The following is a 24,594-nucleotide window of genomic DNA, read 5'->3' on the forward strand; positions in this document are numbered from 1 at the left end:
CTGGGTAACCGGGCGCGCGGCGGAGGAAACCTGGGGATGTCACCCGGCCGGCGCTGCGCACGGCGTGCCGGCACCTGCAAGGGGTACGGCTCTGCGCATGAAGGCACTGGTGATCAACTGCACGCTGAAGACGTCCCCGGACCCGTCCAACACCCATGCGCTGGCGACTGTCGTCGCCGGGCAGCTCGAGAAGTACGGGGCGGAGGTGGAATTCGTCCGGGCGGTGGACATCGACATCAGGCCGGGCGTGGTGAGCGAGGCGGTCGCCCCCGGCGACGGGTGGCCGCAGATCCGCGAGAAACTGCTGGCGTCCCAGATCCTCGTCATGGCCTCGCCCACCTGGCTGGGCCGTCCCTCTTCCGTCGCCCAGCGGGTGCTGGAGCGGATGGACGCCATGCTCTCCGAAACGGACGACGACGGCCGCCCCGTCGCGTACAACCGGGTCGCGGGCGTGGTCGTGACCGGGAACGAGGACGGCGCGCACCATGTGATCAGCGAGATCTCCGGTGCCCTGGGCGACATCGGGTACACCGTGCCGGGTCAGGCGTGGACGTACTGGCACCTCGGGCCGGGACCGGGGCCGGACTATCTCGACGACGAGCGGGGACGCGACTGGTCGCACAGGACCGGCCGGGCGATGGCGGCCAACCTGTTCGGCACGGCGAAGGCACTGGCGGCGAATCCACTGGGGGCGCCGCCCGAGTGAGCCGCCGCACGGTCCTGACGGCCGCTGGGCCCGCGCCGTGCCGGGGCGGCCCGTACCCGCATGGCATCGGCCCCGGGGGCCGTTCGCCTCGCCCGTGCGGCGGAGGCGGATCGCCCCGCAGACCGATGCTCCGCGGTCACGGCGGCGGGCAGACTTCGTCGTGGATCACGACGAGCCGGGCCGGGGTGGGTACACATCCGATTCGCCGGCCACGGAACGTCACCGAACAGGTGGAGGTCGACGTATGAAGCTCCTGAACACCGCACACACGTCCCGACCGTGGCGGATCCACGAGATCGCGCCGGACTTCCGGTGGGGCGACAGCCGGAGGGGGCCTGGAGCGTGGGGCGACAGCCGGAGGTGGCCGGCGGCCTGAGGCCCGGGGCGACAGACCGAAAGCACCGGCGGCCTGAGGCGGGGGCGCAGACCGAAAGCACCGGCGGCCTGAGGCCCGGGCGACAGACCGAAGGGACCGGCCGCCGGGTCCGGGGGCGGCTGCCTGAGGCGGAACCGACGCCTCCTCGCCCGCCGGCCGACAGCCGGTCCACCACCGCGCCCGGCGCCGCGCGTCCCGCGCCGTCCGTACTCCCCACGTGCGCGGTCCATCGGTCCCCGCCCCCTCGTGCGGGGAGCCGATGGAGCCGCAGCCACCCGGCCGCGCCCTTCGAGGGCCGCCCGGGTGGGTCTTGTCGCCGGTACGGGGGCCCGCCGCCGGCGGCGGTTCGGGTCCGTGCCGTGCGGACCTGCCGGGAAGGGTCCGGTCCGTCAGACGACGGAGCAGGGCGTCCCGTTGAGCGTGAACCGGTCCGGCTCCGCGAAGGTGCCGGTGAGCGTCCCCTGGAAGCCGAAGGACTGGGTGCCGCCGGCCTGGATGCGCCCGTTGTAGCCCGCGTCGCGTGCCGTCACCGCGCCGCCGGCCGGTGCGACCGAGGCGTTCCACGCGTGGGTGACGCTCTGGCCGGCGGGCAGGGTGAAGTCCAGGTTCCAGCCGTCGACGGGTGCGCTGCCGGCATTCTCGACGGTCACCTCTGCCGTGAAGCCGCCGGGCCATGACTGTGCGGCGTAGCCGACCCGGCAGCTGCCTGCCGGGTCGCCGGGAGGCTCCTCCTCACCGCCACCGGCGTCGTCGGTGACGGCCGACGCGAAGGAGCCGACCGACAGACCCGCACCTCCCTGCCAGGGCTCGAAGCCGGCCTGGACGCTGGTCAGATACCAGTTCTCGGCCGCCATGCCCCGGCTGACGGTCTGGTCGACGAAGTCCATGACGTCGAAGGACCAGCCGGTGACGGCGGCGGGAGCCACGAAGGAGATGACGTCGTTGCCGCCGTTGTTCCCCGTCCACACCTCCCACTCACGGTCGCCGACGGTCGCGGAGCCGGTCCGCGAGCCGATGGGCTGGATGGGGCCGACACGGTTGAACCAGATCATGATCTCGGTGCGGTTGACACCGTCGGTCCTGGGCTCGGGGTCGAGCCAGATGTCGAAAGAGGCGTTGTAGACCGCGTTGCCGACATAGCCGTACGAGACGCTGGTGGGCGCGGAGCCGATGGTGCTGATCCGCTTCGGCAGTTGGGTGCCGGGCGAGCACTTGGTGTAGTGGCAGCCGTTGAAGACGGAGGGGTAGGACTTCGGCGCGCCGTTCGTGGGCACGGAGCCGTCGGCCCGGGTGAGGGTGAAACCGGTCCCGGTCACTTCGACGCACTGGGTGGCGCCGGTGCCCCAGCGGTTGTTCTGGACGATGTACCGGTCCTGGAGGGTCGCGGTGCCGTACTGGTCGCAGATCTCCGCGGCGGCCTGCGCGGCGGGTGCTGCCGACAGCAGCGCGGCCGGCGCTCCGAGGGTGAGCAGCAGAGCCGTCATCAAGGCGCGTAAACGGTGTCGCATGATGTCCCTTCAGCAGTGGGAAATGCCGTGGGAGCGCTCCCAGTCGCAGCTGGACTGTAGGAGTGTTTCGACCTTCTGACAAGACGCGCGGACCCGATTCAACGGGTTCTGTTCAAGACTTGACGCAGCGGCGGACGCGACCTGCGCCGCCGGCTCGTCCCGCGCGGCCGGCCGCGCACCCGTCGCCGCCGGCCCGTGCCATGATCGCCGTCATGCCTTCCGCGCCCGGCACCGCCGCCTGGCCCGTCACCCTCACGACGCGCCGTCTGGCGCTGCGTCCCGTCGCCGCCGCGGACGTACCGGAGATCGCGCGTCTGTGGACCGACGCCGAGGTACGGCGGCATCTCGGGGGGCCCGTCGCCGACAGCGTCGTACGCATCCGGGAGAAGAGGTGCGTCGGCGCACCGGGGGCCTTCGCCGTGGCGCGGCGGAGGGGCCGGGCCGTCGTCGGCCTCGTGACGGTGGAGCACGGGGCCCGGGACGGCCGGACCGAGGTGTCGTACCAGTTGCTTCCCGAACACTGGGGCCGGGGCTACGGCCGGGAGGCCGTGGCCGCGGCCGTGAGCTGGGCATGGGGTGACGCGCCCTCCGGTGCCCCCGGGGTGGTCGCCCTGACGCAGCAGGCCAATCTCCGCTCACGACGTCTTCTCGAAGCCCTCGGGGCCACGGTGGACGGCACCTTCGTCGACTGGGACGAGCCCCAGGTCCTCTACGCCTTCCCGGTGCCGCCGGCGCGGTAGCCGGGCGGGCGGCCCGGCACGCCCCCCGCTGCGGGCGCGGGACACTCCCCCGGAGACCCCGGCGGACGCAGGTCACGCACGGTCGGCGGCCTCGTACAGAGCGGCGATGTCGATCTTCTTCATGCCCAGCATGGCCGACATCACGCGCTGGGACCGTTCCTCGTCCTCGTCCTCCAGCAGCTCCGTCAGCACGACGGGGGCGATCTGCCAGGACAGGCCGTACTTGTCCTTCAGCCAGCCGCAGGGACCCTCCTGCCCACCCTCGCCGAGCCTCTGCCAGTAGTGGTCGACCTCCTCCTGGTCGGCACAGTTGATCAATAGGGAGATCGCCTCGTCGAAGGTGAACTCGGGACCTCCGTTGATCGCGGTGTATTCCTGGCCGTCGAGCTCGAAGTCCACGGTCAGCACGGTGCCGGCCGGCCTGGGCCCGGCCTCGCCGTAGTACAGGGTGCGCTTGATCCGCGAGTTCGGGAACACGGAGACGTAGAACTCGGCGGCTTCCTCGCCCAGGGTGTCGAACCACAGGTTCGGCGTGATGCGCGGCATGGGTCCATACCTTTCTTCGTGGGTTCGTTCCGGTCATTCGTAGGATCGGGAAGCCCAGGGGTCCTGGGTATGGCTGTCATGTGTCTGCCGTAGTCCTCCTGGCGTGTCGGTGCGGGCAGGTGCCCGCTGTCCCTCTTGTGACCGCCGCGCCGCGCGCAATTCATCGCTCGCGTGCCCGCAGGACCGGGCGCAGGATAGGACCGATGGCAGGATCCGTGACCTTGATCGGTGAGAGCCCGGAGGACCCGTACGCGCACGGTCGAGCCGCCTCCGTGGTGCTGGACCGCCACGGCCTGGTGAGCGGCTGGAGCGAGCGCGCCCGCGCGCTGGTCGGCTACTCGGCCGCGGAGGTGCTCGGGCACCGCGCGGTGGAAGTGCTGGTGGACCCGGCCGACCGGGACGTCGTGCTGGAGGCGACGGCGGCGTGCGTCCGGCAGCGGGGCTGGTTCGGGATCGTGCCCGTGCGGGCGCGGGACGGCCGCAGGATGGGCTTCGGTGTCCGGGCCCGTCGGGTGACGCGGTCGGAGGGGGCCCGCGAGTGGTATCTCGTGGCGGCGCCGGCTGAGGAGGTGGCGCAGTGGGAGATCGACCGGTCGGTGATGGACGGCCTGTTCCGCAGATCACCGGTCGGGCTGGCGGTGCTCGACCCCGACCTGAACATCCTGCGGGTCAACCGCGCGATCGCCCGCATCGGCGGCGTCACCACCGAGGAGACGCGCGGCCACCGAATCGGCGACTTCCTCGTCCCCGCCGACGCGGAGACGGTGGACGCGGGGCTGCGGGAGGTACTGCGCACCGGCACGCCCATGATCTTCACCGAGCAGCCGTGCCGGATGGCGGCCGCTCCGGGCACCGAGCGGTACGTCTCCGTGTCCGCGTTCCGCATGGAGGACGCCGGCGGCCGGGTACTGGGAGTGACCCAGCTGGTCGAGGACGTCACGGCCGGCCACCGGGCCCGGCGCAGGCTGGCTCTGCTCACCGAGGCGGGCGCCGCCATCGGAACCACCCTGGACGTCCGCACGACGGCGCAGGAACTGGTGCGCGCTGCGGTGCCGGGGCTGGCCGACTGCGTCTCCGTGGACCTGCTGGAAGCGATCAGCCGAGGCGAGGAACCGGTCGCCGACGGGGGCGGCGGGCCGGTCCGCAGGACGGCGTACACGACCGTCACCCCCGAGACGGAGGCTCTGCTGTTCCCGGTCGAGACGATCAATTCGTTTCCCGAGGGGTCGCCGCAGGCGCGGTGCCTGGCGACCGGGCGACCGGTCCTGGAGCCGTTCATCGACATCTCGAAAACCGTCACCGTCCGTGGACCCGGGGTCGAGGAGGCGGCCCGGGCCGTCCACTCGCTGATGGTGGTCCCGCTGACGGCGCGCGGGCTGGTCCTCGGGTTCGTGAGCCTGTGGCGGTCCCGGCTGCCGGAGCCGTTCGAGGAGGACGACCTCACCCTGGCCGGTGAGCTGGCGGCCCGGGCGGCGGTCTCCCTGGACAACGCGCGCCGCTTCACCCAGCAGCACCGGGCGGCGCTGGCGCTTCAGCGGCGTCTGCTGCCGCGCGAGCTGCCCGCGCACCCGGCGGTCGTCGTCGCTCACCGCTACATGCCGGCGGGCGGTGCGACCGGGGTCGGCGGGGACTGGTTCGACGTCATTCCGCTCTCCGGTGCCCGGGTCGCCCTCGTCGTCGGCGACGTCGTCGGGCACGGCATCAACGCCGCGGCGACCATGGGCCGGCTGCGTACCGCCGTGCACACGCTGGCCGATCTCGATCTCGAGCCCGACGAGGTGTTGTCCCATCTCGACGACCTGGTGACCCGTCTGGCCGGGGAGCAGGAGCAGGACATCGAAGGCGGCCCCGGCGAGCAGGTGGTGGGTGCGACCTGCCTGTACGCCGTGTACGACCCGGTGACCCGGCAGTGCTCCCTGGCCCGGGCCGGCCACCCGCCGCCTGCCGTGGTGACACCGGGCGGAGAGGTGAGCCTCCCGGAACTGCCCGCCGGGCCTCCGCTGGGGCTGGGCGGACTGCCCTTCGAGGCGACGGAACTGACGCTGGAGGAGGGCAGTGTGCTCGCCCTCTACACCGACGGCCTGCTGGCATTCGCCCCGCAGGACATGGACGCCGCTCTCGCGAAGCTGTGCTCGACGCTGGCCGGTCGCGGCCGGCCGGTGGAGGAGATGGCCCAGGCGGTGGTCGACGAGCTGCTGCCCGCGCGGCCCGGCGACGATGTCGCCCTGCTGCTGGCGCAGACGCTCACGCTGGCGCCGGAGCTGGTCGCGACCTGGGAGCTGCCCGCCGAGCCGACGGCACCGTCCCGGGCCCGCCGGCTCACCGCGGACCAGCTGGCGGCGTGGGGGCTGGCGGACATGGCCTTCTCGACGGAGCTGATCGTCAGCGAACTGGTCACCAACGCCTACCGGTACGCCGGCGGGCCCGTGACCCTGCGGCTGATCCAGCATCAGCGGCTCATCTGCGAGGTCTCCGACCCGAGCAGCACCTCGCCGCATCTGCGGCGGGCCCGCAGCACCGACGAGGGCGGGCGGGGTCTGCTGCTGGTCGCACAGCTCACGGCCCGGTGGGGCACCCGGCACTCGCGCGCGGGCAAGACGGTGTGGACGGAGCAGGCGCTGCCCCCGCCGCTCGGCGGAGCCGGCGGCACGGAGGCGCTGCTCCGGTCCGCCTCCGAGCAGCTTCCGCCCGGCTCACCCGGCGGAACCTGACGCCGCCGCTTTGGTCTGGACCTGCCTATTGCCGCGGCCCTCTCGGCGCGCCAAGCTCCAGGCATGGAACTGGAGTTGCGGCACCTGAGGACGATCCGGGCCATCGCCGACGCCGGGAGTCTCACCAAGGCGGCCACCGCGCTGGGGCTCGCCCAGCCGGCGCTCAGCGCGCAGTTGAAGAGGATCGAGCGCTCACTCGGCGGGACGCTCTTCGAGCGCGGACGCAGCGGAGTGCGGGCCACCGCACTGGGTGAACTGGTCCTGGACCGCGCCCGGATCGTGCTGCCCGCGGTGCACGAACTACAGGAGGAAGCCGTCCGGTTCGCCCGGGCGGGCGCCCGGTGCGGCCCGAGGACGGCGTTCCGGCTCGGCGGCACCCACGGCCCGCTCCTCGGCGGGCTCGTCGACCGGCTCGCAGCCGCGGAACCGGGCGTCACGGTGGTCACCCACACGTCGTGGTCCGAGCGTGAGATCGCCGCCTCGGCCGCCGAGGGCCGGCTGGACTACGCGCTGATCGGCGCCTGCGGCGAGAGCGCGCCGCCGGAGGCGGGCCGGCTCGCATGGGCGGAAGTGGCCCGCGATCCGGTCTTCGTGATGCTGGCCGCCGACCATCCGCTCGCCGCCCGGCCGGAGATCGAACTGGCCGAACTGGCGGCGGAGGCGTGGACGAACGTGCCGGGCGACGGCTGCTTCGCCGACTGCTTCGCCGCCGCCTGCGTCCGGGCGGGCTTCACCCCGGCGTGCGTGTACGAGACGGACACGGCCTCCTGTGTCCACCTGGTCCAGGTGGGGCGGGCCGTCGGCCTGTGCCGCGCCACGTTCCCCGAGACACCCGGCATGGTGACGCGTCCGCTCAGCGGCGCACCCCTGCTCTGGCGCCACCTGCTCGGCTGGCATCCGGAGGCACCGGCGGCGCTGCGTGCGGCGGACGTCGTCGGCCATGTGCGTGCCGCGCACACCGACGCGGCGGCCCGCAGTTCCAGCTACGCCCGCTGGCTTGCCGACCGGAGCCCGGTCCTCCATAACGCCGTGGAGAGGGTCAACCGATAGCTGCTGCAACGGGGTTGTTGTTCCCTACGGTTTCGGCACACCTCCCACCGAGACCTAGGGGACTTCCATGCTCCACAGACACGCCAGGTCAGCGTGTGTCGGTGCCGTCGCCGCAGGCACGCTGGTCCTGACCGCCCTGCAGGGGGCCGCCTCGGCACAGCAGAGCGGACCGGGGCCCGTCGCCCGCAGCGCGGCGGACACGCTCGCCGTGTCCGCCGCCCAGCCGGAGCTGCTCCGGGCCATGCAGCGGGACCTCGGCCTCACCCGGGCTCAGGCAACGGAGCGGCTGGTGAACGAAGCCGAGGCCGGAGCGACTGCCGCCGGGCTCCAGCACCAGCTCGGCGGATCGTTCGCCGGGGCCTGGGTGGAGGGCGCCGACTCCGGCAGACTGACCGTCGCCACCACCAGCGCGGCGGACGCGGCCGTGATCAGGAGCGCCGGCGCCGACGCCGAGATCGCCTCCCACACGCTGGCCGAACTCGACCGTACGAAGGCGGCGCTCGACCGGGCCGCCGCACGGAACTCCTCGACGGACGTGCCGGTCTGGTACGTCGACGCCCGCTCCAACTCCGTGGTGGTCCGGGCCGTCAGGGCGTCCGCCGCCGAAGCACTGATCGGGGCGAGCGGCGCGGACCGCGACCGGATACGGGTCGTACCGACCCGTGAACAACCGCGCCCGCTGTACGACATCCGCGGCGGCGACGCGTACTACACGGGCGGCGGCGGTCGTTGCTCGGTCGGCTTCGCGGTCACCCGCGGCACCACCCAGGGCTTCGCCACCGCAGGGCACTGCGGCCGGGCCGGCACGACCACCAGCGGCTACAACCAGGTGGCGCAGGGGACATTCCAGGCGTCGACGTTCCCCGGCCGGGACACCGCCTGGGTGGCGACGAACGCCAACTGGACCTCGACCCCGTACGTCAAGGGGCAGGGTGGTCAGAACGTGCGGGTGACCGGCTCGGTGCAGCAGCCGGTCGGTGCGTCGATCTGCCGCTCCGGTTCCACCACGGGCTGGCACTGCGGCACGATCTCGCAGCACAACACCAGCGTCACGTACCCCGAGGGGACCATCACCGGCGTCACCCGTACAACCGTGTGCGCGGAGCCCGGTGACTCCGGAGGCTCGTACATCTCCGGCAGTCAGGCGCAGGGCGTCACCTCCGGCGGCTCCGGCAACTGCCGGACCGGCGGCACCACGTTCCACCAGCCGCTCAACCCGCTGCTGCAGGGGTACGGGCTGACCCTGAAGACCAGCACCGACGGCCCGGGCGAGCCGCCCGGCGAGCCGGGCGGCACCTGGGCGGCGGGCACCGTCTACCGCGCGGGCGACCAGGTGACGTACGGCGGCGCGACCTACCGCTGTCTGCAGGGCCACCAGGCCCAGACCGGCTGGGAGCCCCCGGCCGTCCCGGCGCTCTGGCAGCGCGTCTGATCCGACCGGCCTCCCCGAGGGGGGGGGGGGGGGGGGCGGGCGCCGGGCGGGGGCCGGGCTCCACCAGGCGACCCGGCCGAACGGAACAGCACCCCACAGCCCACCCCCCCGGCGGGGCCCCCCGGGGCCCCCCGGGCGCTCGGCCCGCGGTAGCGACCCCCCCGCCCCCCCGGGGGGGGGGGGGCGGGGGGGGGGGGCCCCCCGCCCCCCGCCCTTCCGCGTCCTGGTGCCGCTTCACAGCGCGGCCCTGCCGCCCACCGCCGGGCGGGGCGAACCGGACCGTGGACGGCGGCGGGCCGGACGGCCGGGGACGTGGACCGCTGCGAGCCGGACGGCCGGGGACGTGGGCCGCTGCGAGCCGGACGGCCGGGGACGTGGACCGCTGCGAGCCGGACGGCCGGGAAGGCGGACGGCGGTACGGGTCACCAGTCGCCGTCGGTGACCGCCTTCCCTCGCTCCGGCGCGTCGCCGAGCGGCATGATCTGCCCGGGCGCCGGGGGCTGCCAGGGGGTGTGGTCGCCGCCGAGCCACTCGCCGACCGGCTTCACACCGGTGAGCGGGCCGGCCGGCGCCAGGTCGATGGCGCTCTCGTCGTAGTAGTCGTACCAGGGCAGCCCCGCACGCGTGTAGGCCGCGCGGTCGACGGGCGAGGGCGGCGCGTCCTCGCCGGTGATGCGCCGCCACTCCGGCGGGGTGACGAGGTGCACGAAGACCCGGCCGGAGGGCTCCTGGGACCAGTCGGCCGCAGGCCGGTCGTCGCGGTAGACCTCCTGCAGCATGGAGCCCCCCACACCGAGCCCCATCGACGCCGCCCTGGCCCGCGGTGCTCCCCCGGGCCGGGCGGGTGCCGCCGCCCGGGGCGGCGGCGCCCCGAAGGCCATGGGGACGGCGGGCGCCCCGCCCGCCCGTGCGCCGCCGGCGGCGCGCTCCGCACGGGCCCGCTCCTCCTCCCGCCAGGCACCCAGCGCCGCAGCCGACAGGCCGAACGCCTGGAGCTGTACGCCGCCCCAGGTCTCCTCGCCGGTCACCTGCCCCTCGACGGTGGCACCCATCCCGAGGGGTACGGCGACGAACTGACGCACCGTCCCCTTGCCGGAGTTGATGCCGTCCAGCCACGGCTGGCGGGGCAGCACCACATAGTTCTGCGGGGTACGGGTCAGGGTGGTGCGCCACGGCTCGCCCGAGACCGCGCAGACCTTGCCTACGCCGACCTGGAGGGCGGCCGGCTCGCTGCTGCCCGCGAAGCTGAGCCACATCGCCTCGCGCAGGTACACGGGCAGCATCACGCCGCCGCGCTCACGCATCTGCGGCGGCACGGCGGAGAGGTGGTCCTCGACGCGCCGTACCGGGAACTCGCCGAGCCCCGGAGGCAGCTGGTGCGTCCCCGATTCCGGCAGCCGGAGCGTCCTGATGAAGCGGACCCGCACTCCACCGCCCAGCAGCAGACTGTTTCCGTCGGTCCGCACGGCACTCACGGCCACGGTCGACTCCCCTCGTCCCGGTTTCTCCTCGCTGATACCACGACGGACGGCCGGATCCGGTTCCCCGGCGACGGGCTCCGTCGCCGGAAAGCGGGCCGCCCGGGACGGGCGCGACGAGCTCCGTCGCCGTAAGGCGGGCCCGGGGCGAGGTCATGCCGTGGACACGATGTCCTGCTCGGCCCAGACGACCTTGCCGTCGGCCGTCCGGCACGAACCCCAGCGCCGGCACAGCATGTTGATCAACTGGAGTCCCCGGCCGCCTTCGTCGTTGAGCGTCGCGTGCTGGATGAGCGGCAGGTCGGGGCCCGTGTCGGACACTTCCACGACCAGTCGCTCATGGCGCAGCAGCCGCAGTTGTCCGGGGCCGCCTCCGTAGCGCAGGGCGTTGCCGACGAGTTCGCTGACGACGAGTTCGGTGGTGTCGGCCAGCCCTTCGAGGCCCCAGCCGGCCAGTTGTTCCACCACCAGCCTGCGGGCCGCGGACGCGGCCGTGGCGTCGGCCGGCAGCGTCCAGACCGCCAGGTCCTCACCCGGGCGCCGTGCGTATGCCGTGGCGACGAGCATGACCGCCTCGTCGAAACGCTTGCCGGGGCCCCAGTCGCCCGCCAGCAGCTCGCACGACTCGAGCTCCGCGGCACCGGCGGCACCGGCGGCACCGGCGGCCTTGCGCAGCCGCGCCAGCTGCACGTCGACGTCCTCCGTGCGGGTCTTGATCAGTCCGTCGGTGTAGAGCAGCAGCCGGTTTCCCGCGGGGACGGTCACCGCCGCCGGGTCGTACGGGATGACACCGGCGCCCAGCGGTGCGCCCACCGGCACGTCGACGTACTCGGCGTTGCCCGCGGCGTCCACCAGCAGCGGCGGCGGATGACCGGCCGTGGCGAGGGTGCATCGGCCGGTGGCGGGGTCGTACACCGCGCACAGGCAGGTGGCGACCTGGTCGTCCTCCAGGTCGCGGGCGGCGAGATCCAGTCGTGCGAGGACCCGCTCGGGCACGGTGTCCAGGGCGAGCAGGGTACGGGCGATGGCGCGCAGGCGGCCCATGGTCGCCGCCGCGGCGAGACCGTGGCCCATGACGTCGCCGACGACGAGGGCGGTCCGCCCGCCGGGCAGGGCCATCACGTCGTACCAGTCGCCCCCGACGCCGCTCGCCTCCGCGGTGGGCGCGTAGTCGGCGCGGACGTCGAGGCCGAGCGTCTGCGGCGTGGTCCGCGGCAGGAGGTTGCGCTGGAGGCTGACGACCTGGTCGCGCTCTCGTTTGTACAGGCGCGCGTTGTCGACGAACACGGCGGCCCGGGAGGCGAGTTGCTGGGCGAGGGCGAGATCGGTGCGGGAGAACGGCGGTCTGCTGCCGGCCCGCACGAAGTCGGCGACGCCCAGCAGCACACCGCGGGCGATCAGCGGAACCACCATGTAGCTGTGCACGCCGGCCGCGCGCATCTTCTCCGCGGCGCTGGGGGTGGGCGCCACCCGCGCGAAGTCGTCCCGGGCGAGCCGGCTCATCAGCACCGGCTGCCGGCGCATCAGGGCGCGGACCGCGACCGTGTCCTTGTTCACCGAGGCCAGCTCGCCCACCGGGTCCGGCTCGAGCTCCATGAGCCGCGGTACGGCGGAGACGGCCATGGCCCGCATCACGGGCCGCTCCCCGTCCCGCCCGGCCTCGACGTGCTCGCCGCGCAGCGCGGACTCCAGCAGGTCGATTGCCGCGCCGTCCGCGAGGCGTGGTACGACGAAGTCGGCCAGCTCCTGAGCGGTCCGCTCCAGGTCGAGCGTGGTGCCGATCTCGGTGCCGGCGAGGCTGAGCCACTCGAGACGGCTGCGCATCCTGAACCGTTCGGCCACGGCGGCCGCCCGGCGCACCGCCGTTCCGCCGGCCCGCCGCCCCCATCCGGGATGTCTCACCGCACCGCCTTCCCGTGCCGTCATTGGATCAAGTATGAGGCGCGGCGCGTTGCGGAGCACCCGGGCTGCAGGACCTGACACGCACCGCATACGACCGGGCACGGCGGGTGGCCGGTGGCATGCCGTTGGGCTCATCCCCGGCGTGCCGGGGAGCCGCGCATCGCGGAGGGGCTGGTGCCGAACCATCTGGTCACCGCGCGGCGCAGGGTCCGGGCGTCGCTGAAGCCGAGCAGTCCCGCGATCCTGTGGAGGGGGAGGTCGCTCGTCATCATCAGTTCCTCGGCCCGCACCAGCCGGACGGAGTCGACGAGCGCCTCGTAGCTGGTGCCGTGCTCTGCGAGCCGTCTGCGCAGGGTCCGCTCGCTCATGCCGCGCTCCAGCGCCTGCCGGGCGAGCGGCGGCACCCGGGGCAGCGCACGGGCTACGGACACCTCCAGCCCCTGCACGAGGTCCTGCCGGTCCCGGCCGTGCGCGCGGGCCGCGTCGAGGAGTCCGACGACCTGGGCGAGGGTGTAGGCGTCGGCGCCGGGCAGCGGGCTGTCCAGGGACTCGGCGGCGAAGACCAGCCGGTCGTCGGGCGCACCGAAGGTGACCGGGCAGCGGAACCAGCGCTCGTACGCGTCGCCGTACGAGGGGCGGGGATGCCGTACGGCGACGGAGTGCGGCGTGAACTCCTCGCGCCAGGCGTCCCTGATCAGGGCGACGATGCTGCCGAACGCCTCTTCGAGCAGGAACGCCCGCAGTCCGGAGTCGGTGTACCGGGCGGTCGCCAGGATCGCGGCGCCGGCCGGCACGCACTCGATGCGGTAGTCGAGCATGGAGCCGGTGACGCCGTGGTGACGGACACCGAGCCGCAGGGCGTCGTGGAGTGTGGGGCTCGCCTGCAGGGCGAGACCGACCAGCCCCCACGCCGTCACCCGCTGGCGGCGGCCCACCGCGAGACCGAGCGCCGGATCGCCGAGGTCCCGTATCGCCTCCCGGATGACGGAGCTGCCCTGCCGGTAGGACACCCGCTGGCCGACCGCGCTGAGGGCGGCCTCGCTCAGTCCGGCGCGGCGCAGGGCCGGGCCCAGGTCGTGCCCGCGTTCGGCGGCCACCAGGGTGAGGTAGCGCAGCAGGTGGGGGGTGATGGTCGCGGATCCGTGCCGCGGGTCGGCGAGCCGCGCGGCGGGGGGAGCACCGGGCGGCGGACCGGCGGGCAGGACGGGTCGCGTTTCCTGCGGCGTCATCGCCTCACCTCCGGCCCGTCACTGTAGGGACCGCGGCTGTGGGAGGACAGAGCCGGTGGCCGCTGAAGTCCCGTTACTGGCCGGTCCGGTCCTCTCCACCGGCCGCCCACCGTGGTTACCTTCGGTCACACCTGTCACGAACGGCACCGGCGCCGGTTCCGAGTCCGACTCCCGTTCGGGTCCGGTTCGGTACGAGGGCGTACGAGGGAGTAGGCATGCGGTTCCCCACAACCAGCTCCAGGGCGGTCTCTCTGCTGCTCGCGGCGGCGCTCGGCCTGCTGGCGCCGGCCGCCCTGCCGGGGGCCGTCCCGGCAGGTGCGGCGGCCCCGCGGCCGGCGGAGTCCGGGCCGACGACGTATCTCGTCGGCCGGGGCATCTCCGATGTGACCGGAGAGGCCGCCGAGGTCGGCATGATGGGTTACTCGAGCTTCGAGCAGAAGGCGACCGGCATCCATCAGCGGCAGCGCTCACGGGCTTTCATCGTGGCCGACCGGGCCGGCGGCGAGCGGGTCGTGTACGTCAACGCCGACCTGGCCATGATCTTCCAGTCGGTGCGGCAGGGCGTCGTCGCGGAGCTGGTGCGACGCTACGGCTCGCTCTACGGCGACCGCAACGTCCTGCTGTCCGCCACCCATACGCACGCCGGCACCGGCGGCCACTCCCACCACCTCGCCTACAACCTGGCCTCGCTGGGCTTCCAGAAGAACACCTACCGGGCGATCGTCGACGGCATCGTCGAGTCCGTGGCCGAGGCCCATGACGATCTGCGGCCGGGCACCGTCACGCTCGGCAGGGGCGAGCTCAAGAACGCGAGCGTCAACCGCTCGCGGACCGCGTTCGAGCGGAACCCCGCCCGCGACAAGGCCGCCTTCCCCGACGCGATCGACCCGGCGATGACCGTGCTGCGTTTCCGGCAGGGCACCACCGACATCGGTGCCATCAGCTGGTTCGCCACGCACAACACGTCGCTCACCAACAAGAACACGCTGCTCAGCCCCGACAACAAGGGATACGCGGCGTACGAGTGGGAGCACGGCGCCGAGGGCGTGCGCTACCTCGAGGACCGGAAGGGGTTCGTCGCGGCGTTCCCCAACACCAACGCGGGCGACATGTCTCCCAATCTGAATCTGCGGCCCGGATCCGGCCCGACGGAGGACGAGCTCGAGAACACGCGGATCATCGGTGACCGGCAGTTCCGGGCGGCGCAGCGGATCCACGGCGCGGCGGACGTCCCGGTGAGCGGCAGCGTGGACTCGCGGCTGCGGTTCGTGAACATGGAGGAGGTGACGGTCGACGGGAAGTACACCCCGGACGGCAAGGAGCACCGCACCTGCCCGGCCGTGGTCGGCGCCTCGACGCTGGCCGGCAGCGTGGAGGACGGGCCCGCGATCCCCGGGTTCACCGAGGGCATGAACAGCCCGGTCGCGAAGTTGCTGGAGCCGTTCGGCATCGACCCGCCCGAGTGGCTGGTGAGCTGCCAGTACCCGAAGGCGAACCTGGTTCCGACGGGACTGGTCAACGCGGTGACGCCGACGACCCCGACGGTTGTGCCGCTGCAGATCGTCAAGATCGGCCAGTTCCACCTGGTGGCCGGACCGGCCGAGTACACGATCGTCTCGGGCCTGCGCATCCGCCGCTCGGTGGCCGAGGAGCTCGGCGTACCGCTGGAGAACGTACTGATGCAGGGCTACGCCAACGCGTACAGCCAGTACGTGACCACGCCGGAGGAGTACGACCTGCAGCAGTACGAGGGGGGGTTCCACTCTCTACGGCAGGTACACGCTCCCCGCCCAGCAGCAGGAGTTCGCCTCGCTGGCGGCGTCGCTGAGGGACGGTACGCCCGCCGGCGGCGGGCCGACGCCGCCCGACCACTCGGACCGCCAGACGTCGCTGCAGACCGGTGTGGTGATGGACAACCCGCCGGCGGGCAGGCGGTTCGGAGACGTCCTGACGGAGCCGGCCGCCTCGTACGGGGCGGGAGCCACCGTCACAGCCGAGTTCGTGACCGGCCACCCGAAGAACGCCCTGCACCGGAACGGGACATTCCTGGAGGTGCGGCGGCAGGTGGGCGGTGGCTGGGTCCGCCATCTGGACGACGGCGACTGGGACACCACGTACCGCTGGGTGCGGCTCAACGGCGTGACGGGCACGTCCAAGGCGGTCATCACCTGGCAGGTGGCCCCCGGGACGCCGGCGGGGACGTACCGGATCGTGCACTTCGGCGACTCCAAGAGCCTGTTCGGCTCGGTCACCGCCTTCAGCGGCACCACCCGGACCTTCCGGATCGGCTGACCCGCGGCCGGGCGCACCCGGTCCGGGCGCGTCCGTGCTCGGCGGGCGCAGCCGGCCCACCGCCGGCCGGGTGCGCGGCCCGCGTGGCACCGTTTCCGGAATGTGATGCTCAAGTTCAGCTCAGATGTAATGACGCTCGCCCCTTCGACTCCTTACCCTCCTCGCAAAATCGAGTGAAGGATGTCGCACCATGAAGGCTCACAAGTCCGCCGCCACCGCGGCCGTCGCCGTGTTCGCGGTAGCCCTCACCGCCGCGGGTTGCGCCGGCGACTCCGAAGGCGCCGGCAGTGGGCCGTCGCGCACGGTGAACGCCAAGGATCTTCCGGAGCTGCCGACGTACAAGGTCGCCACGGGGGTCGAGATCGACTCGCCGACGTGGGAGAAGGCGAAGAAGGCCGGGAAGCTCGTCATCGGCGCCAAGAACGACCAGCCGTTCCTCGGCTTCGAGGACGAGAGCGGGGAGCGGTCCGGCTTCGACATCGAGATCGCCAGGATGATCGCCGCCGACCTCGGCTTTTCCGCCAGGCAGATCGAGTTCAAGACGGTGGACACGGGCGTCCGCGAAGCCGCGATCTCCAGTGGCGAGGTCGATCTGTACGTCGGCACGTACACGATCAACGATGAGCGCAAGAAGAAGGTCGCGTTCGCCGGCCCCTACTACATGGCCGGTGCCGACCTGCTGATCCGCAAGGACGACCGGACGATCGCCGGTCCGTTCTCCCTCGAGGGCAAGACGGTCTGCTCGGCCAAGGGCTCCACGGCGCTCGCCGAGATCAAGAAGCCGGAGTACAACACGCAGACGGTCGAGACGACCAAGTACACGGAGTGCGTCCAGCGGCTGCTCGCCGGCGAGGTCGACGCGGTGACCACGGACGACGCGATCCTCAAGGGCTACGCCGCCCAGCACCCGGACAAGCTGAAGGTCGTCGGCCAGCCGTTCACCGAGGAGCCGTACGGTATCGGGATGGCCAAGGGCGACGAGGCGCTGAAGGACGCCGTCACCGACGCCATCCAGGCGCACGACGAGAACGGTGACTACAAGCTGGCGTACGACGCGACGCTCGGCCTCTCGGGCTCGCGCTATGTCGGGCCGCCGATGGTCCGGCGCGACTGACGGCACCGACGGCACCACGGCCCGCCGGCGGGTGCCTCCGGGGGCCCGCAGGGGTCTGCGGGGCGGTGGCGCCCGCAGGTGCCTCCGGGGGGCGGTGACGGCGCCCCGCCCGGAGGCACCTGCGGTCACGCCTCGCCGAGGTCCGCGCTGATCCAGCGCTGCGGCCGCATCCGGATGACCACCATGGCGCCGTGCTCCTTCCAGGCGAAGTCGACGTACGCCTCGACCTTGGCGGGGTCGAGGTAGCGGGCGGAGATTTCCACCAGCTGCTCCCGGGTGGCCGGGGCCGTGTCGACGACCGGGCCCTCGACCGAGACGTAGCGCACCGTCGGTTCCACCCGGTCGACCATGAGCGTGAACCGCCCGGCGGCCTCGATCGCCATCGCCTTGCGCGAATCCCGTTCCGTCATGACCCAGATGTCGCCGCCGGCTTCGTACTGGTACCAGATCGGCACCGTGAGGGGGGCCCGGCCGTCCTCGCCGGCATCGACCGCGAGCGCGGCGATGTGCGGGCCTGCCAGGAACTTCTCACGCTCTTCACGGGTGAGCGCCACAGGTGACTCCTTCGTACGCGGTCGGCCGCCGGGCCCGGCGGCTGCCCGCCCCGGCTCGTACCAAGGGTCAACTGCCGTACCCCGCGGAGTTGTTCCCGGCGGGCACACGAAGAGCCCCGGCCGGGCACGCGGCCCGGCCGGGGCGGATGCGGAGGCGGACGGCTGCCCGCCGGCGCGCGTCAGGCCACGGTCGACAGAGCCTGGTTGAAGGTCTTCGACGGACGCATCACGGCCGCCGCCTTGTCGGCGTCGGGCCGGTAGTAGCCGCCGATGTCGGCCGGCGAGCCCTGCACCGCGATCAGCTCGTCGATGATGGTCCGCTCCTGCTCGCCGAGCGTCTTGGCGAGAGCCGCGAACGCCTCCGCGAGCCGGGTGTCGTCGGTCTGCTTCGCCAGCTCCTGGGCCCAGTACAGCGCCAGGTAGAAGTGGCTGCCGCGGTTGTCGATGCCGCCCAGCTTGCGGCTCGGCGACTTGTCCTCGTTGAGGAACGTGCCGGTGGCGCGGTCGAGCGTGTCGGCGAGGACCTTGGCGCGGGCGTTGCCCGTGGTCGTCGCGAGGTGCTCGAAGCTGACGGCCAGCGCGAGGAACTCGCCGAGGCTGTCCCAGCGGAGGTAGTTCTCCTTGACGAGCTGCTGGACGTGCTTCGGCGCGGAGCCGCCGGCGCCCGTCTCGAACAGGCCGCCGCCGTTCATCAGCGGGACGACGGAGAGCATCTTGGCGCTGGTGCCGAGCTCCAGGATCGGGAACAGGTCGGTCAGGTAGTCGCGCAGCACGTTGCCGGTGACGGAGATGGTGTCCTCGCCGCGGCGGATGCGCTCCAGCGAGAACGCGGTCGCCTCCACCGGCGACATGATCTCGATCCGAAGGCCCTCGGTGTCGTGCTCCGCCAGGTACGTCCGGACCTTCTCGATCAGCCGGGCGTCGTGCGCGCGGCTCTCGTCGAGCCAGAAGACGGCCGGGACGCCGGTCGCGCGGGCGCGGGTGACGGCGAGCTTCACCCAGTCCTTGACGGGCGCGTCCTTGGTCTGGCACATGCGGAAGATGTCGCCGGCGCTGACGACCTGCTCCAGGACGGCGTTGCCGGCGGTGTCGACGACCCGCACGGTGCCGGTGACCGGGATCTCGAAGGTCTTGTCGTGGCTGCCGTACTCCTCGGCCTTCTGCGCCATCAGACCGACGTTGGGCACCGAGCCCATGGTGGACGGGTCGAAGGCGCCGTTGGCGCGGCAGTCGTCGATGACGACCTGGTACACGCCCGCGTAGCTGCTGTCCGGGAGGACGGCGACGGTGTCGGCCTCCTCGCCGTCCGGGCCCCACATGTGGCCGGAGGTGCGGATCATCGCCGGCATGGAGGCGTCGACGATGACGTCGCTGGGCACGTGCAGGTTGGTGATGCCGCGGTCGGAATCGACCATCGCCAGGTCCGGGCCCTCGGCCAGCTCGGCGTCGAACGACGCCTTGATCTCGGCGCCGTCGGGGAGCGACTCGAGGCCCTGGTAAATGCCGCCGAGGCCGTCGTTCGGGGTGAGGCCGGCCTTGGCCAGGGACTCGCCGTACTTGGCGAACGTCTTCGGGAAGAAGGCGCGTACGACGTGACCGAAGATGATCGGGTCGGAGACCTTCATCATGGTGGCCTTCAGGTGCACGGAGAACAGCACGCCCTCGGCCTTGGCGCGGGCGACCTGCTGTGTCAGGAACTCGCGCAGGGCGGCCACGCGCATCACGGACGCGTCGACGACCTCGCCGGCGAGCACCGGGACCGACTCGCGCAGCACGGTGGTGGAGCCGTCGTCGCCCTTCAGCTCGATGCGCAGCGAACCGGCCTCGCCGAGCACCGCGGACTTCTCGGTGGAGCGGAAGTCGTCGGCGCCCATGGTCGCGACGTTCGTCTTCGAGTCGGCGCTCCAGGCGCCCATGCGGTGGGGGTGCGCCTTGGCGTAGTTCTTGACCGAGGCGGGGGCGCGCCGGTCGGAGTTGCCCTCGCGCAGAACCGGGTTGACGGCGCTGCCCTTGACCTTGTCGTAACGGGCGCGGATGTCGCGCTCCTCGTCAGTCTTCGGGTCGTCCGGGTAGGCCGGCAGCGCGTAGCCCTGCTCCTGCAGCTCGGCGACGGCGGCCTTCAGCTGCGGGATCGAGGCCGAGATGTTGGGCAGCTTGATGATGTTGGCCTCCGGCGTCTTCGCCAGGGCGCCGAGCTCGGCGAGGGCGTCGTCGAGGCGCTGCCCCTCCTCGAGGTACTCGGGGAACTGCGAGATGATCCGCCCCGCGAGCGAGATGTCACGGGTCTCCACGGTGACACCGGCCGTCGATGCGTACGCCTGGATCACAGGCAGGAACGAGTACGTCGCCAGGGCGGGCGCCTCGTCAGTGTGCGTGTAAATGATGGTCGAGTCAGTCACCGGGTGCTCCGCTCTCCACGTCTGCAACATTGCTCGACATCAAGATATCCCGTGATCGCTCCCCTCTCGACAGTGCCCTGCCCGCCGCCGTCACGGCGGTCGGCAAACCGGTAGGCGGGCGCGCCCGTCTCGCGTACGCTCCGGCGCGATGGAGGGGCCAGGACATGGAACCGTTCCACTCGGCGTTGGTCTCATGGGCGGCGGACGGCCGTGATCCGCGGCGGCCACCGCCGCGCGCGGGACGGCGAGGGAAGCCGGCCTGCGCAGCGCCGTGCTCGTCGAGGGCCCCACGGCCGGGCCGCGGTGGAGGCGCCGGCACCGCGTCCGGGCCGGAGGGGTCAGCGCCCCGCCAGGACGTCGCTGAAGTCCATGACGCGTCCCATCTCCCGCAGGGTCTCCTCCGCGGTCCGACGGGCATCGGCGGGAACATCGCCGCGCTCCTCCACCAGGTCCGCGTAGATCGGTGCCTCGGTACGGTCTGCGGAACTCATCTGGGACAGGTCCTTTCACGGGGTCGTCTCGTCAACCGCGCCCGACCGCGGCCGAGAGCAGGCACCGAGTGTAGGAGGTGGCCCGGCGGCCTCTGTCGGCACCCCTGGGTCCGCGTACCGGCCCCGCGGGCTCAGGGCCCGACCGGACCGGCACCGGTCGCGCACCGGCACACCGCCGTCGGGTCGCGGATCCGCTGGGCGCCTGCACCGGCGCGAGGGCGCGGGAGGCGGGCGGCGGCACCGGGTGGGCCCGGTTCCCCGCCCGCACGGGCGCGTTCGGGTGATCTTCCCGTAAGCCCGTGTCCCTTGCGGGGCAAAGGGTTACGCGTGGCGACATGAACGTATCGACTCATGCTCGCCGTCTGCGTACCGCGATCCCCGGTTGTCTCATCGCCTGCTCCGCCCTCCTGCTCACCGCCTGTGGCAGTGACAAGGGGACCGAGGTCAGTGCGGCCGCGCCCGCACAGACGGGCAGCCCGACAGGCACCGCGAGCCCCACGGGTTCCCCGAGCCCGACGGACAGTCCGACCCGTCTCACGGACGACCAGGCCGAGCGCAGGGCGCTGGTCCCGGCCGCCACGGTCACCTGGGGCACGGCGGCCGACACGGCCGCCGACGAGGTGCCCGGCAGCCAGCTGGTCGAGATCGAGCTGACGCGCTACCAGAACGGCGGCACCGCCAGTCCGTACCCCAGCCCCTCACCGAGTCCGGCCAGCCCCTCCCCCAGCCCCTCCCCCAGCCCGGGCACCCCCGCGTGGGCGGTCGATGTCGCCACCGAGGACGGCACCGTCCACATCGTCCACGTGGACGCGGCCTCCGGCGAAGTGCTCGGGTCCCGGCAGGAGTCCGACCAGGACGCCGACGACAAGCGCCAGACAGCCGATCGCCTGGCCCAGGCCGAAATCACGCCCGAGGAGGCCGTGCGGACCGCGACCGAGAGGACGGACGGTACGGTCACCGCCGTCGAGCTCGAGAACGACGACGCCGACAAGCTGATCTGGTCGGTCGAGGTCGTCACGGAGGACGACTGGAACAAGACGACCTTCGACATCGACGCGACGAACGGCGAGATCCTGCGCGAGCAGGTCGACCGCGACTGACACGGTACGCCGAGTACGCCCCTGCCCCCGGCCACGAGCCGGGGGCAGGGGCGTACGTGCCGTGGCCGGGCCACGGCGTCCTGGACACCGGCGCCACCCCCCGGAGCACGGGCTTCCGCCGGTCGGCCCAGCAGAACTGCGCGTTCCCGCGCCCATTCCTACGCTGACCGAATGATCATCAGATTTACTGCACGGCTTGTCTGTTGCTGCATGGCCGCCGTCGCCGCAGGCACTCTCGGTCTTCTTCCTGCCGCCGCCGCTCCCCGGACCGACTCCTCCCCCCGGCCGGCCCCCGCCGGCTCGTCGCCGCTGCACCGGCCGGGGACACACGTGGGGTCGCCGGGCGGCACTCCCGAACTGCCGGGCGACGTCTCCGCCCTGTCGTGGCTGGTCGCCGACGCCGACACCGGTGATGTGCTCGCCGCTCATGACGCGCACCGCCCGCTGCCGCCCGCCAGCACCATCAAGGCACTCTTCGCCGTCACCGCGCTGCCGCGCCTGGCGGACTCCCCGCCGCACACGGTCACCGAGGAAGAGCTCGAGAGCGTCGGCGAGGGAAGCAGCCGGGTCGGTGTCGCCGCGGGCCGTACGTACACGGTCGACGACCTGTGGCGGGGTGTCTTCCTCAGCTCCGGAAACGACGCCGTTCACGTACTGGCCCGGATGAACGGCGGCTGGACCGCCACGGCCGAGCAGATGCAGACCAAGGCCCGCGCACTGGGCGCCTTCGACACCCGGGTCGTCTCCCCGGACGGCTACGACGCACCGGGCCAGGTCTCCTCCGCGTACGACCTGGCGGTGTTCGGGCGCGCGGGCCTCGCGGACCCGCGGTTCGCCTCCTACGTGGCGACCGTCGACGCGCAGTTCCCCGGCGGCACCGAGGACGACGGAACCCCCACCTGGACCTACGGCATCCGGAACACCAACCGGCTGCTGACGGGAGCGAACGGGGTGGAGAAGTACCCGGGGATCATCGGCGTCAAGAACGGCTACACCTCCCACGCCGGCAACACCCTCATCGCCGCGGCGCGCCGGGACGGCCGGACCCTGCTGGTGACGGTGATGAACCCTCAGCAGGGCGGCGGGTACTCGGTGTACGAGGAGGCACGGTCGCTGCTGGACTGGGGGTTCGCCGCGGCGGGACGCGCCGAGCCCGTGGGATCGCTGGAACCCCCCGTGGCGCAGAAGGCCCCGCCGGCCGGACCCGGCCCCGTCACACCGGCCGCCACACCTCCCGCACGCGCCGGCGCCCTGGCCGAGGAGGCCGGGACGGGGATCGCGTACGCCTGGACGGGAGCGTTCGTCGGCACGGCCGGCCTGGCCGCGGGGCTCGTCCTGCGGCAGCGGCGCAGGCCGGGCCGGCTCTCCTGAGCAGCAGCACAGACGACCCGCACGAGCACCTCCGGAGGACGCCGTGCCCGAACTGCCCGACGTCGAAGGGTTCCGAGAGGTCCTCGCCTCCTGCGCACAGGGCAGGCGGATCGAACGGGTCGAGGTCGGCGACACGGGCGTGCTGCACGGGGTGAGTGCCCAGCGGCTGGGCCGCGCTCTCGAGGGATGCCGGTTCACGGAGCCGCAGCGCCACGGGAAATGGCTGCTCGCCCGTACGGACGGACCGACGGTGCTGCTGCACTTCGGCATGACCGGCGAGCTGGTCTGCTGCCGGGCGACGGACCCGCCGCATCCGCACGACCGTGTCGTGTTCACCGTCGGCCGCGAGCAGCTGCGCTACCGCGACCAGCGCAAGCTGCGGGGGCTGTGGCTCGCCGACGACGCCGACCGGGACGTCGCACGGATCCTCCACGGTCAGGGCCCGGACGCGCTGTCGGTGGACCGGGAGGAGTTCGACAGGCTGCTCTCGCGCCGGCACGGGCGCATCAAGCCCGCCCTCACCGACCAGTCCGTCCTCGCCGGACTGGGCAATCTGCTGGCCGACGAGATCCTGTGGCGCGCCGGTGTGCATCCCATGCGCCGGGCCGACCGGCTGGACGACGACGAGCGCCGCCGGCTGCACACCGAAATGCGCCGCACCCTGCGCTCGTCGGTGCGGGCCGGACGCGTTCCGCCGAGGAAGAGCTGGCTCACCGGCCGCCGTGACGACTCCGCCCCGCGGTGCCCGCGCTGCGACGGACCGCTGGACAAGGAGCGCGTCGGCGGGCGCGGCACGGTGTTCTGCCCCCGGTGCCAGCCGGAAGGCGCGTGACCGCCGCTGTTCGTCGTCCGTCCCGGGGCCGTCAGTGTTGCGGTCGGCCGTTCACTCGCCGTGGAAGGGCGTGCGGGTTGTCGTCGTGGAGCTCCGGTGGGAGCAGGGGGTGGGGGGTGTTCTGGTAGGTGACGGGGCGGAGCCAGCGTTCGATGGCGGTGGTGCCGACGGAGGTGGAGGTGGAGGTGGAGGCGGGGTAGGGGCCGCCGTGGTGCTGGGCGGGGGCGACGGCGACGCCGGTGGGCCAGGCGTTGACCAGGACCCGGCCCGCGAGGGGTGTCAGGCGGGCCAGCAGGTCGGCGGCGCGACCGGCGCCGCCGGTTACCCCGGCGGTCCTCCCGGCGGCATCCCCGGTGGTCTCCCCGGCGGTCTCTCCGGTGGCATCCCCGGCGGTCTCTCCGGTGGCATCCCCGGCGGTCTCTCCGGTGGTCTCTCCGGTGGTTTCCCGGGTGGAGAGGTGGAGGGTGGCGGTGAGGTTGCCGGGGAGGCGGTCGAGGACCGCTGTGATCTCGTCGTCGTCGGTGTAGCGGGCGACGACGGTGACGGGGCCGAAGCATTCCTCGACGAGGAGGTCGTGGGGGCCCTCGCCGGCCAGGCGGGCGGCGGGGACGGTGAGGAAGCCGGGGCTGACCGTGCGGCCGGGGCCCGGGCCGGGGGGAACGGGAGCGTCGACGCCGGGCAGGGCGGTGCGCGCGGCGACTCCGGCCGCGAAGTCCTCCCGCATCCGGGCATCGAGCAGCACACCCGGCCCGGTGCCGGCCAC

General features: G+C 73.0%; 17 protein-coding genes and 2 pseudogenes. 10 read left to right on the plus strand and 9 right to left on the minus strand.

All coding sequences use genetic code 11. From position 1 onward, the window contains the following. Positions 1-97: 97 nt before the first annotated feature. Positions 98-706 (plus strand): flavodoxin family protein, encoded by a 609-nt coding sequence (locus AB0903_RS21385; protein WP_366705035.1) that lies wholly within the window; start codon positions 98-100, stop codon positions 704-706. A gap of 765 nt (positions 707-1,471) precedes the next feature. On the opposite strand, the gene AB0903_RS21390 is transcribed toward AB0903_RS21385, so the two are convergent. After that, entirely contained in the window at positions 1,472-2,590 is a 1,119-nt protein-coding gene (locus tag AB0903_RS21390; protein ID WP_366705037.1) for a cellulose binding domain-containing protein, read from the minus strand. Positions 2,591-2,802: 212 nt separating this feature from the next. Here AB0903_RS21390 and AB0903_RS21395 point away from each other — a divergent pair, with 212 nt between their 5' ends. Further along, positions 2,803-3,330 (plus strand): GNAT family N-acetyltransferase, encoded by a 528-nt coding sequence (locus AB0903_RS21395; RefSeq protein WP_366705039.1) that lies wholly within the window; start codon positions 2,803-2,805, stop codon positions 3,328-3,330. A 72-nt stretch (positions 3,331-3,402) separates the two neighbouring features. On the opposite strand, the gene AB0903_RS21400 is transcribed toward AB0903_RS21395, so the two are convergent. Further along, complete coding sequence (locus tag AB0903_RS21400; protein ID WP_366705041.1) at positions 3,403-3,876, minus strand: VOC family protein; 474 nt, start codon at positions 3,874-3,876, stop codon at positions 3,403-3,405. A 203-nt stretch (positions 3,877-4,079) separates the two neighbouring features. On the opposite strand from AB0903_RS21400, the gene AB0903_RS21405 reads away from it, so the two are divergent. From AB0903_RS21405 to AB0903_RS21415, 3 genes are all read left to right on the plus strand, one after another. After that, on the plus strand, positions 4,080-6,587 hold the full coding sequence (locus AB0903_RS21405; RefSeq protein ID WP_366705043.1) for a SpoIIE family protein phosphatase: 2,508 nt from the start codon (positions 4,080-4,082) through the stop codon (positions 6,585-6,587). A gap of 63 nt (positions 6,588-6,650) precedes the next feature. Beyond that, positions 6,651-7,637, plus strand: coding sequence for a LysR family transcriptional regulator (locus AB0903_RS21410; RefSeq protein WP_366705045.1), 987 nt, complete (start codon positions 6,651-6,653; stop codon positions 7,635-7,637). A gap of 67 nt (positions 7,638-7,704) precedes the next feature. After that, positions 7,705-9,069, plus strand: coding sequence for a carbohydrate-binding protein (locus tag AB0903_RS21415; RefSeq protein WP_366705047.1), 1,365 nt, complete (start codon positions 7,705-7,707; stop codon positions 9,067-9,069). A 422-nt stretch (positions 9,070-9,491) separates the two neighbouring features. Here AB0903_RS21415 and AB0903_RS21420 read toward each other — a convergent pair whose 3' ends face one another. The 3 genes from AB0903_RS21420 to AB0903_RS21430 all read right to left on the minus strand — a co-directional run bounded on the left by AB0903_RS21420 (position 9,492) and on the right by AB0903_RS21430 (position 13,678). Then, the gene (locus tag AB0903_RS21420; protein ID WP_366705049.1) at positions 9,492-10,550 is read right to left on the minus strand and encodes a hypothetical protein; all 1,059 of its coding nucleotides are present in this window, start codon (positions 10,548-10,550) and stop codon (positions 9,492-9,494) included. Between the two features lie 150 nt (positions 10,551-10,700). Further along, entirely contained in the window at positions 10,701-12,371 is a 1,671-nt protein-coding gene (locus AB0903_RS21425) for a SpoIIE family protein phosphatase (RefSeq protein WP_366705073.1), read from the minus strand. A 209-nt stretch (positions 12,372-12,580) separates the two neighbouring features. After that, positions 12,581-13,678, minus strand: a complete 1,098-nt coding sequence (locus AB0903_RS21430; RefSeq protein WP_366705051.1) for an AraC family transcriptional regulator — start codon at positions 13,676-13,678, stop codon at positions 12,581-12,583. A 215-nt stretch (positions 13,679-13,893) separates the two neighbouring features. On the opposite strand from AB0903_RS21430, the pseudogene AB0903_RS21435 reads away from it, so the two are divergent. Together AB0903_RS21435 and AB0903_RS21440 are read left to right on the plus strand one after the other, a co-directional pair. Then, a pseudogene (locus AB0903_RS21435) lies at positions 13,894-15,970 on the plus strand (neutral/alkaline ceramidase). A 190-nt stretch (positions 15,971-16,160) separates the two neighbouring features. Beyond that, the gene (locus tag AB0903_RS21440; protein ID WP_366705053.1) at positions 16,161-17,084 is read left to right on the plus strand and encodes a glutamate ABC transporter substrate-binding protein; all 924 of its coding nucleotides are present in this window, start codon (positions 16,161-16,163) and stop codon (positions 17,082-17,084) included. Positions 17,085-17,209: 125 nt separating this feature from the next. Here AB0903_RS21440 and AB0903_RS21445 read toward each other — a convergent pair whose 3' ends face one another. From AB0903_RS21445 to AB0903_RS21455, 3 genes are all read right to left on the minus strand, one after another. Next, positions 17,210-17,638: a pyridoxamine 5'-phosphate oxidase family protein gene (locus AB0903_RS21445; protein ID WP_366705055.1), complete on the minus strand. Its 429-nt coding sequence runs from the start codon at positions 17,636-17,638 to the stop codon at positions 17,210-17,212. Positions 17,639-17,817: 179 nt separating this feature from the next. Beyond that, positions 17,818-20,037 (minus strand): NADP-dependent isocitrate dehydrogenase, encoded by a 2,220-nt coding sequence (locus AB0903_RS21450; RefSeq protein ID WP_366705057.1) that lies wholly within the window; start codon positions 20,035-20,037, stop codon positions 17,818-17,820. A 338-nt stretch (positions 20,038-20,375) separates the two neighbouring features. Next, a complete protein-coding gene (locus AB0903_RS21455) occupies positions 20,376-20,528 on the minus strand; it encodes a hypothetical protein (protein ID WP_366705059.1) in 153 nt (50 codons plus the stop codon). Between the two features lie 335 nt (positions 20,529-20,863). Here AB0903_RS21455 and AB0903_RS21460 point away from each other — a divergent pair, with 335 nt between their 5' ends. The 3 genes from AB0903_RS21460 (at position 20,864) to AB0903_RS21470 (ending at position 23,831) form a co-directional block, all read left to right on the plus strand. Continuing rightward, entirely contained in the window at positions 20,864-21,628 is a 765-nt protein-coding gene (locus AB0903_RS21460) for a PepSY domain-containing protein (RefSeq protein ID WP_366705061.1), read from the plus strand. Positions 21,629-21,799: 171 nt separating this feature from the next. Then, complete coding sequence (locus AB0903_RS21465) at positions 21,800-22,999, plus strand: serine hydrolase (protein ID WP_366705063.1); 1,200 nt, start codon at positions 21,800-21,802, stop codon at positions 22,997-22,999. A 43-nt stretch (positions 23,000-23,042) separates the two neighbouring features. Next, the gene (locus tag AB0903_RS21470; protein ID WP_366705065.1) at positions 23,043-23,831 is read left to right on the plus strand and encodes a DNA-formamidopyrimidine glycosylase family protein; all 789 of its coding nucleotides are present in this window, start codon (positions 23,043-23,045) and stop codon (positions 23,829-23,831) included. Between the two features lie 31 nt (positions 23,832-23,862). On the opposite strand, the pseudogene AB0903_RS21475 reads toward AB0903_RS21470, so the two are convergent. Further along, positions 23,863-24,594 (minus strand): annotated as a pseudogene (locus tag AB0903_RS21475) (aldehyde dehydrogenase (NADP(+))); the annotation flags it as partial.

It is taken from the genome of Streptomyces sp. NPDC048389 (genome assembly GCF_040706335.1).
Classification (GTDB): domain Bacteria; phylum Actinomycetota; class Actinomycetes; order Streptomycetales; family Streptomycetaceae; genus Streptomyces.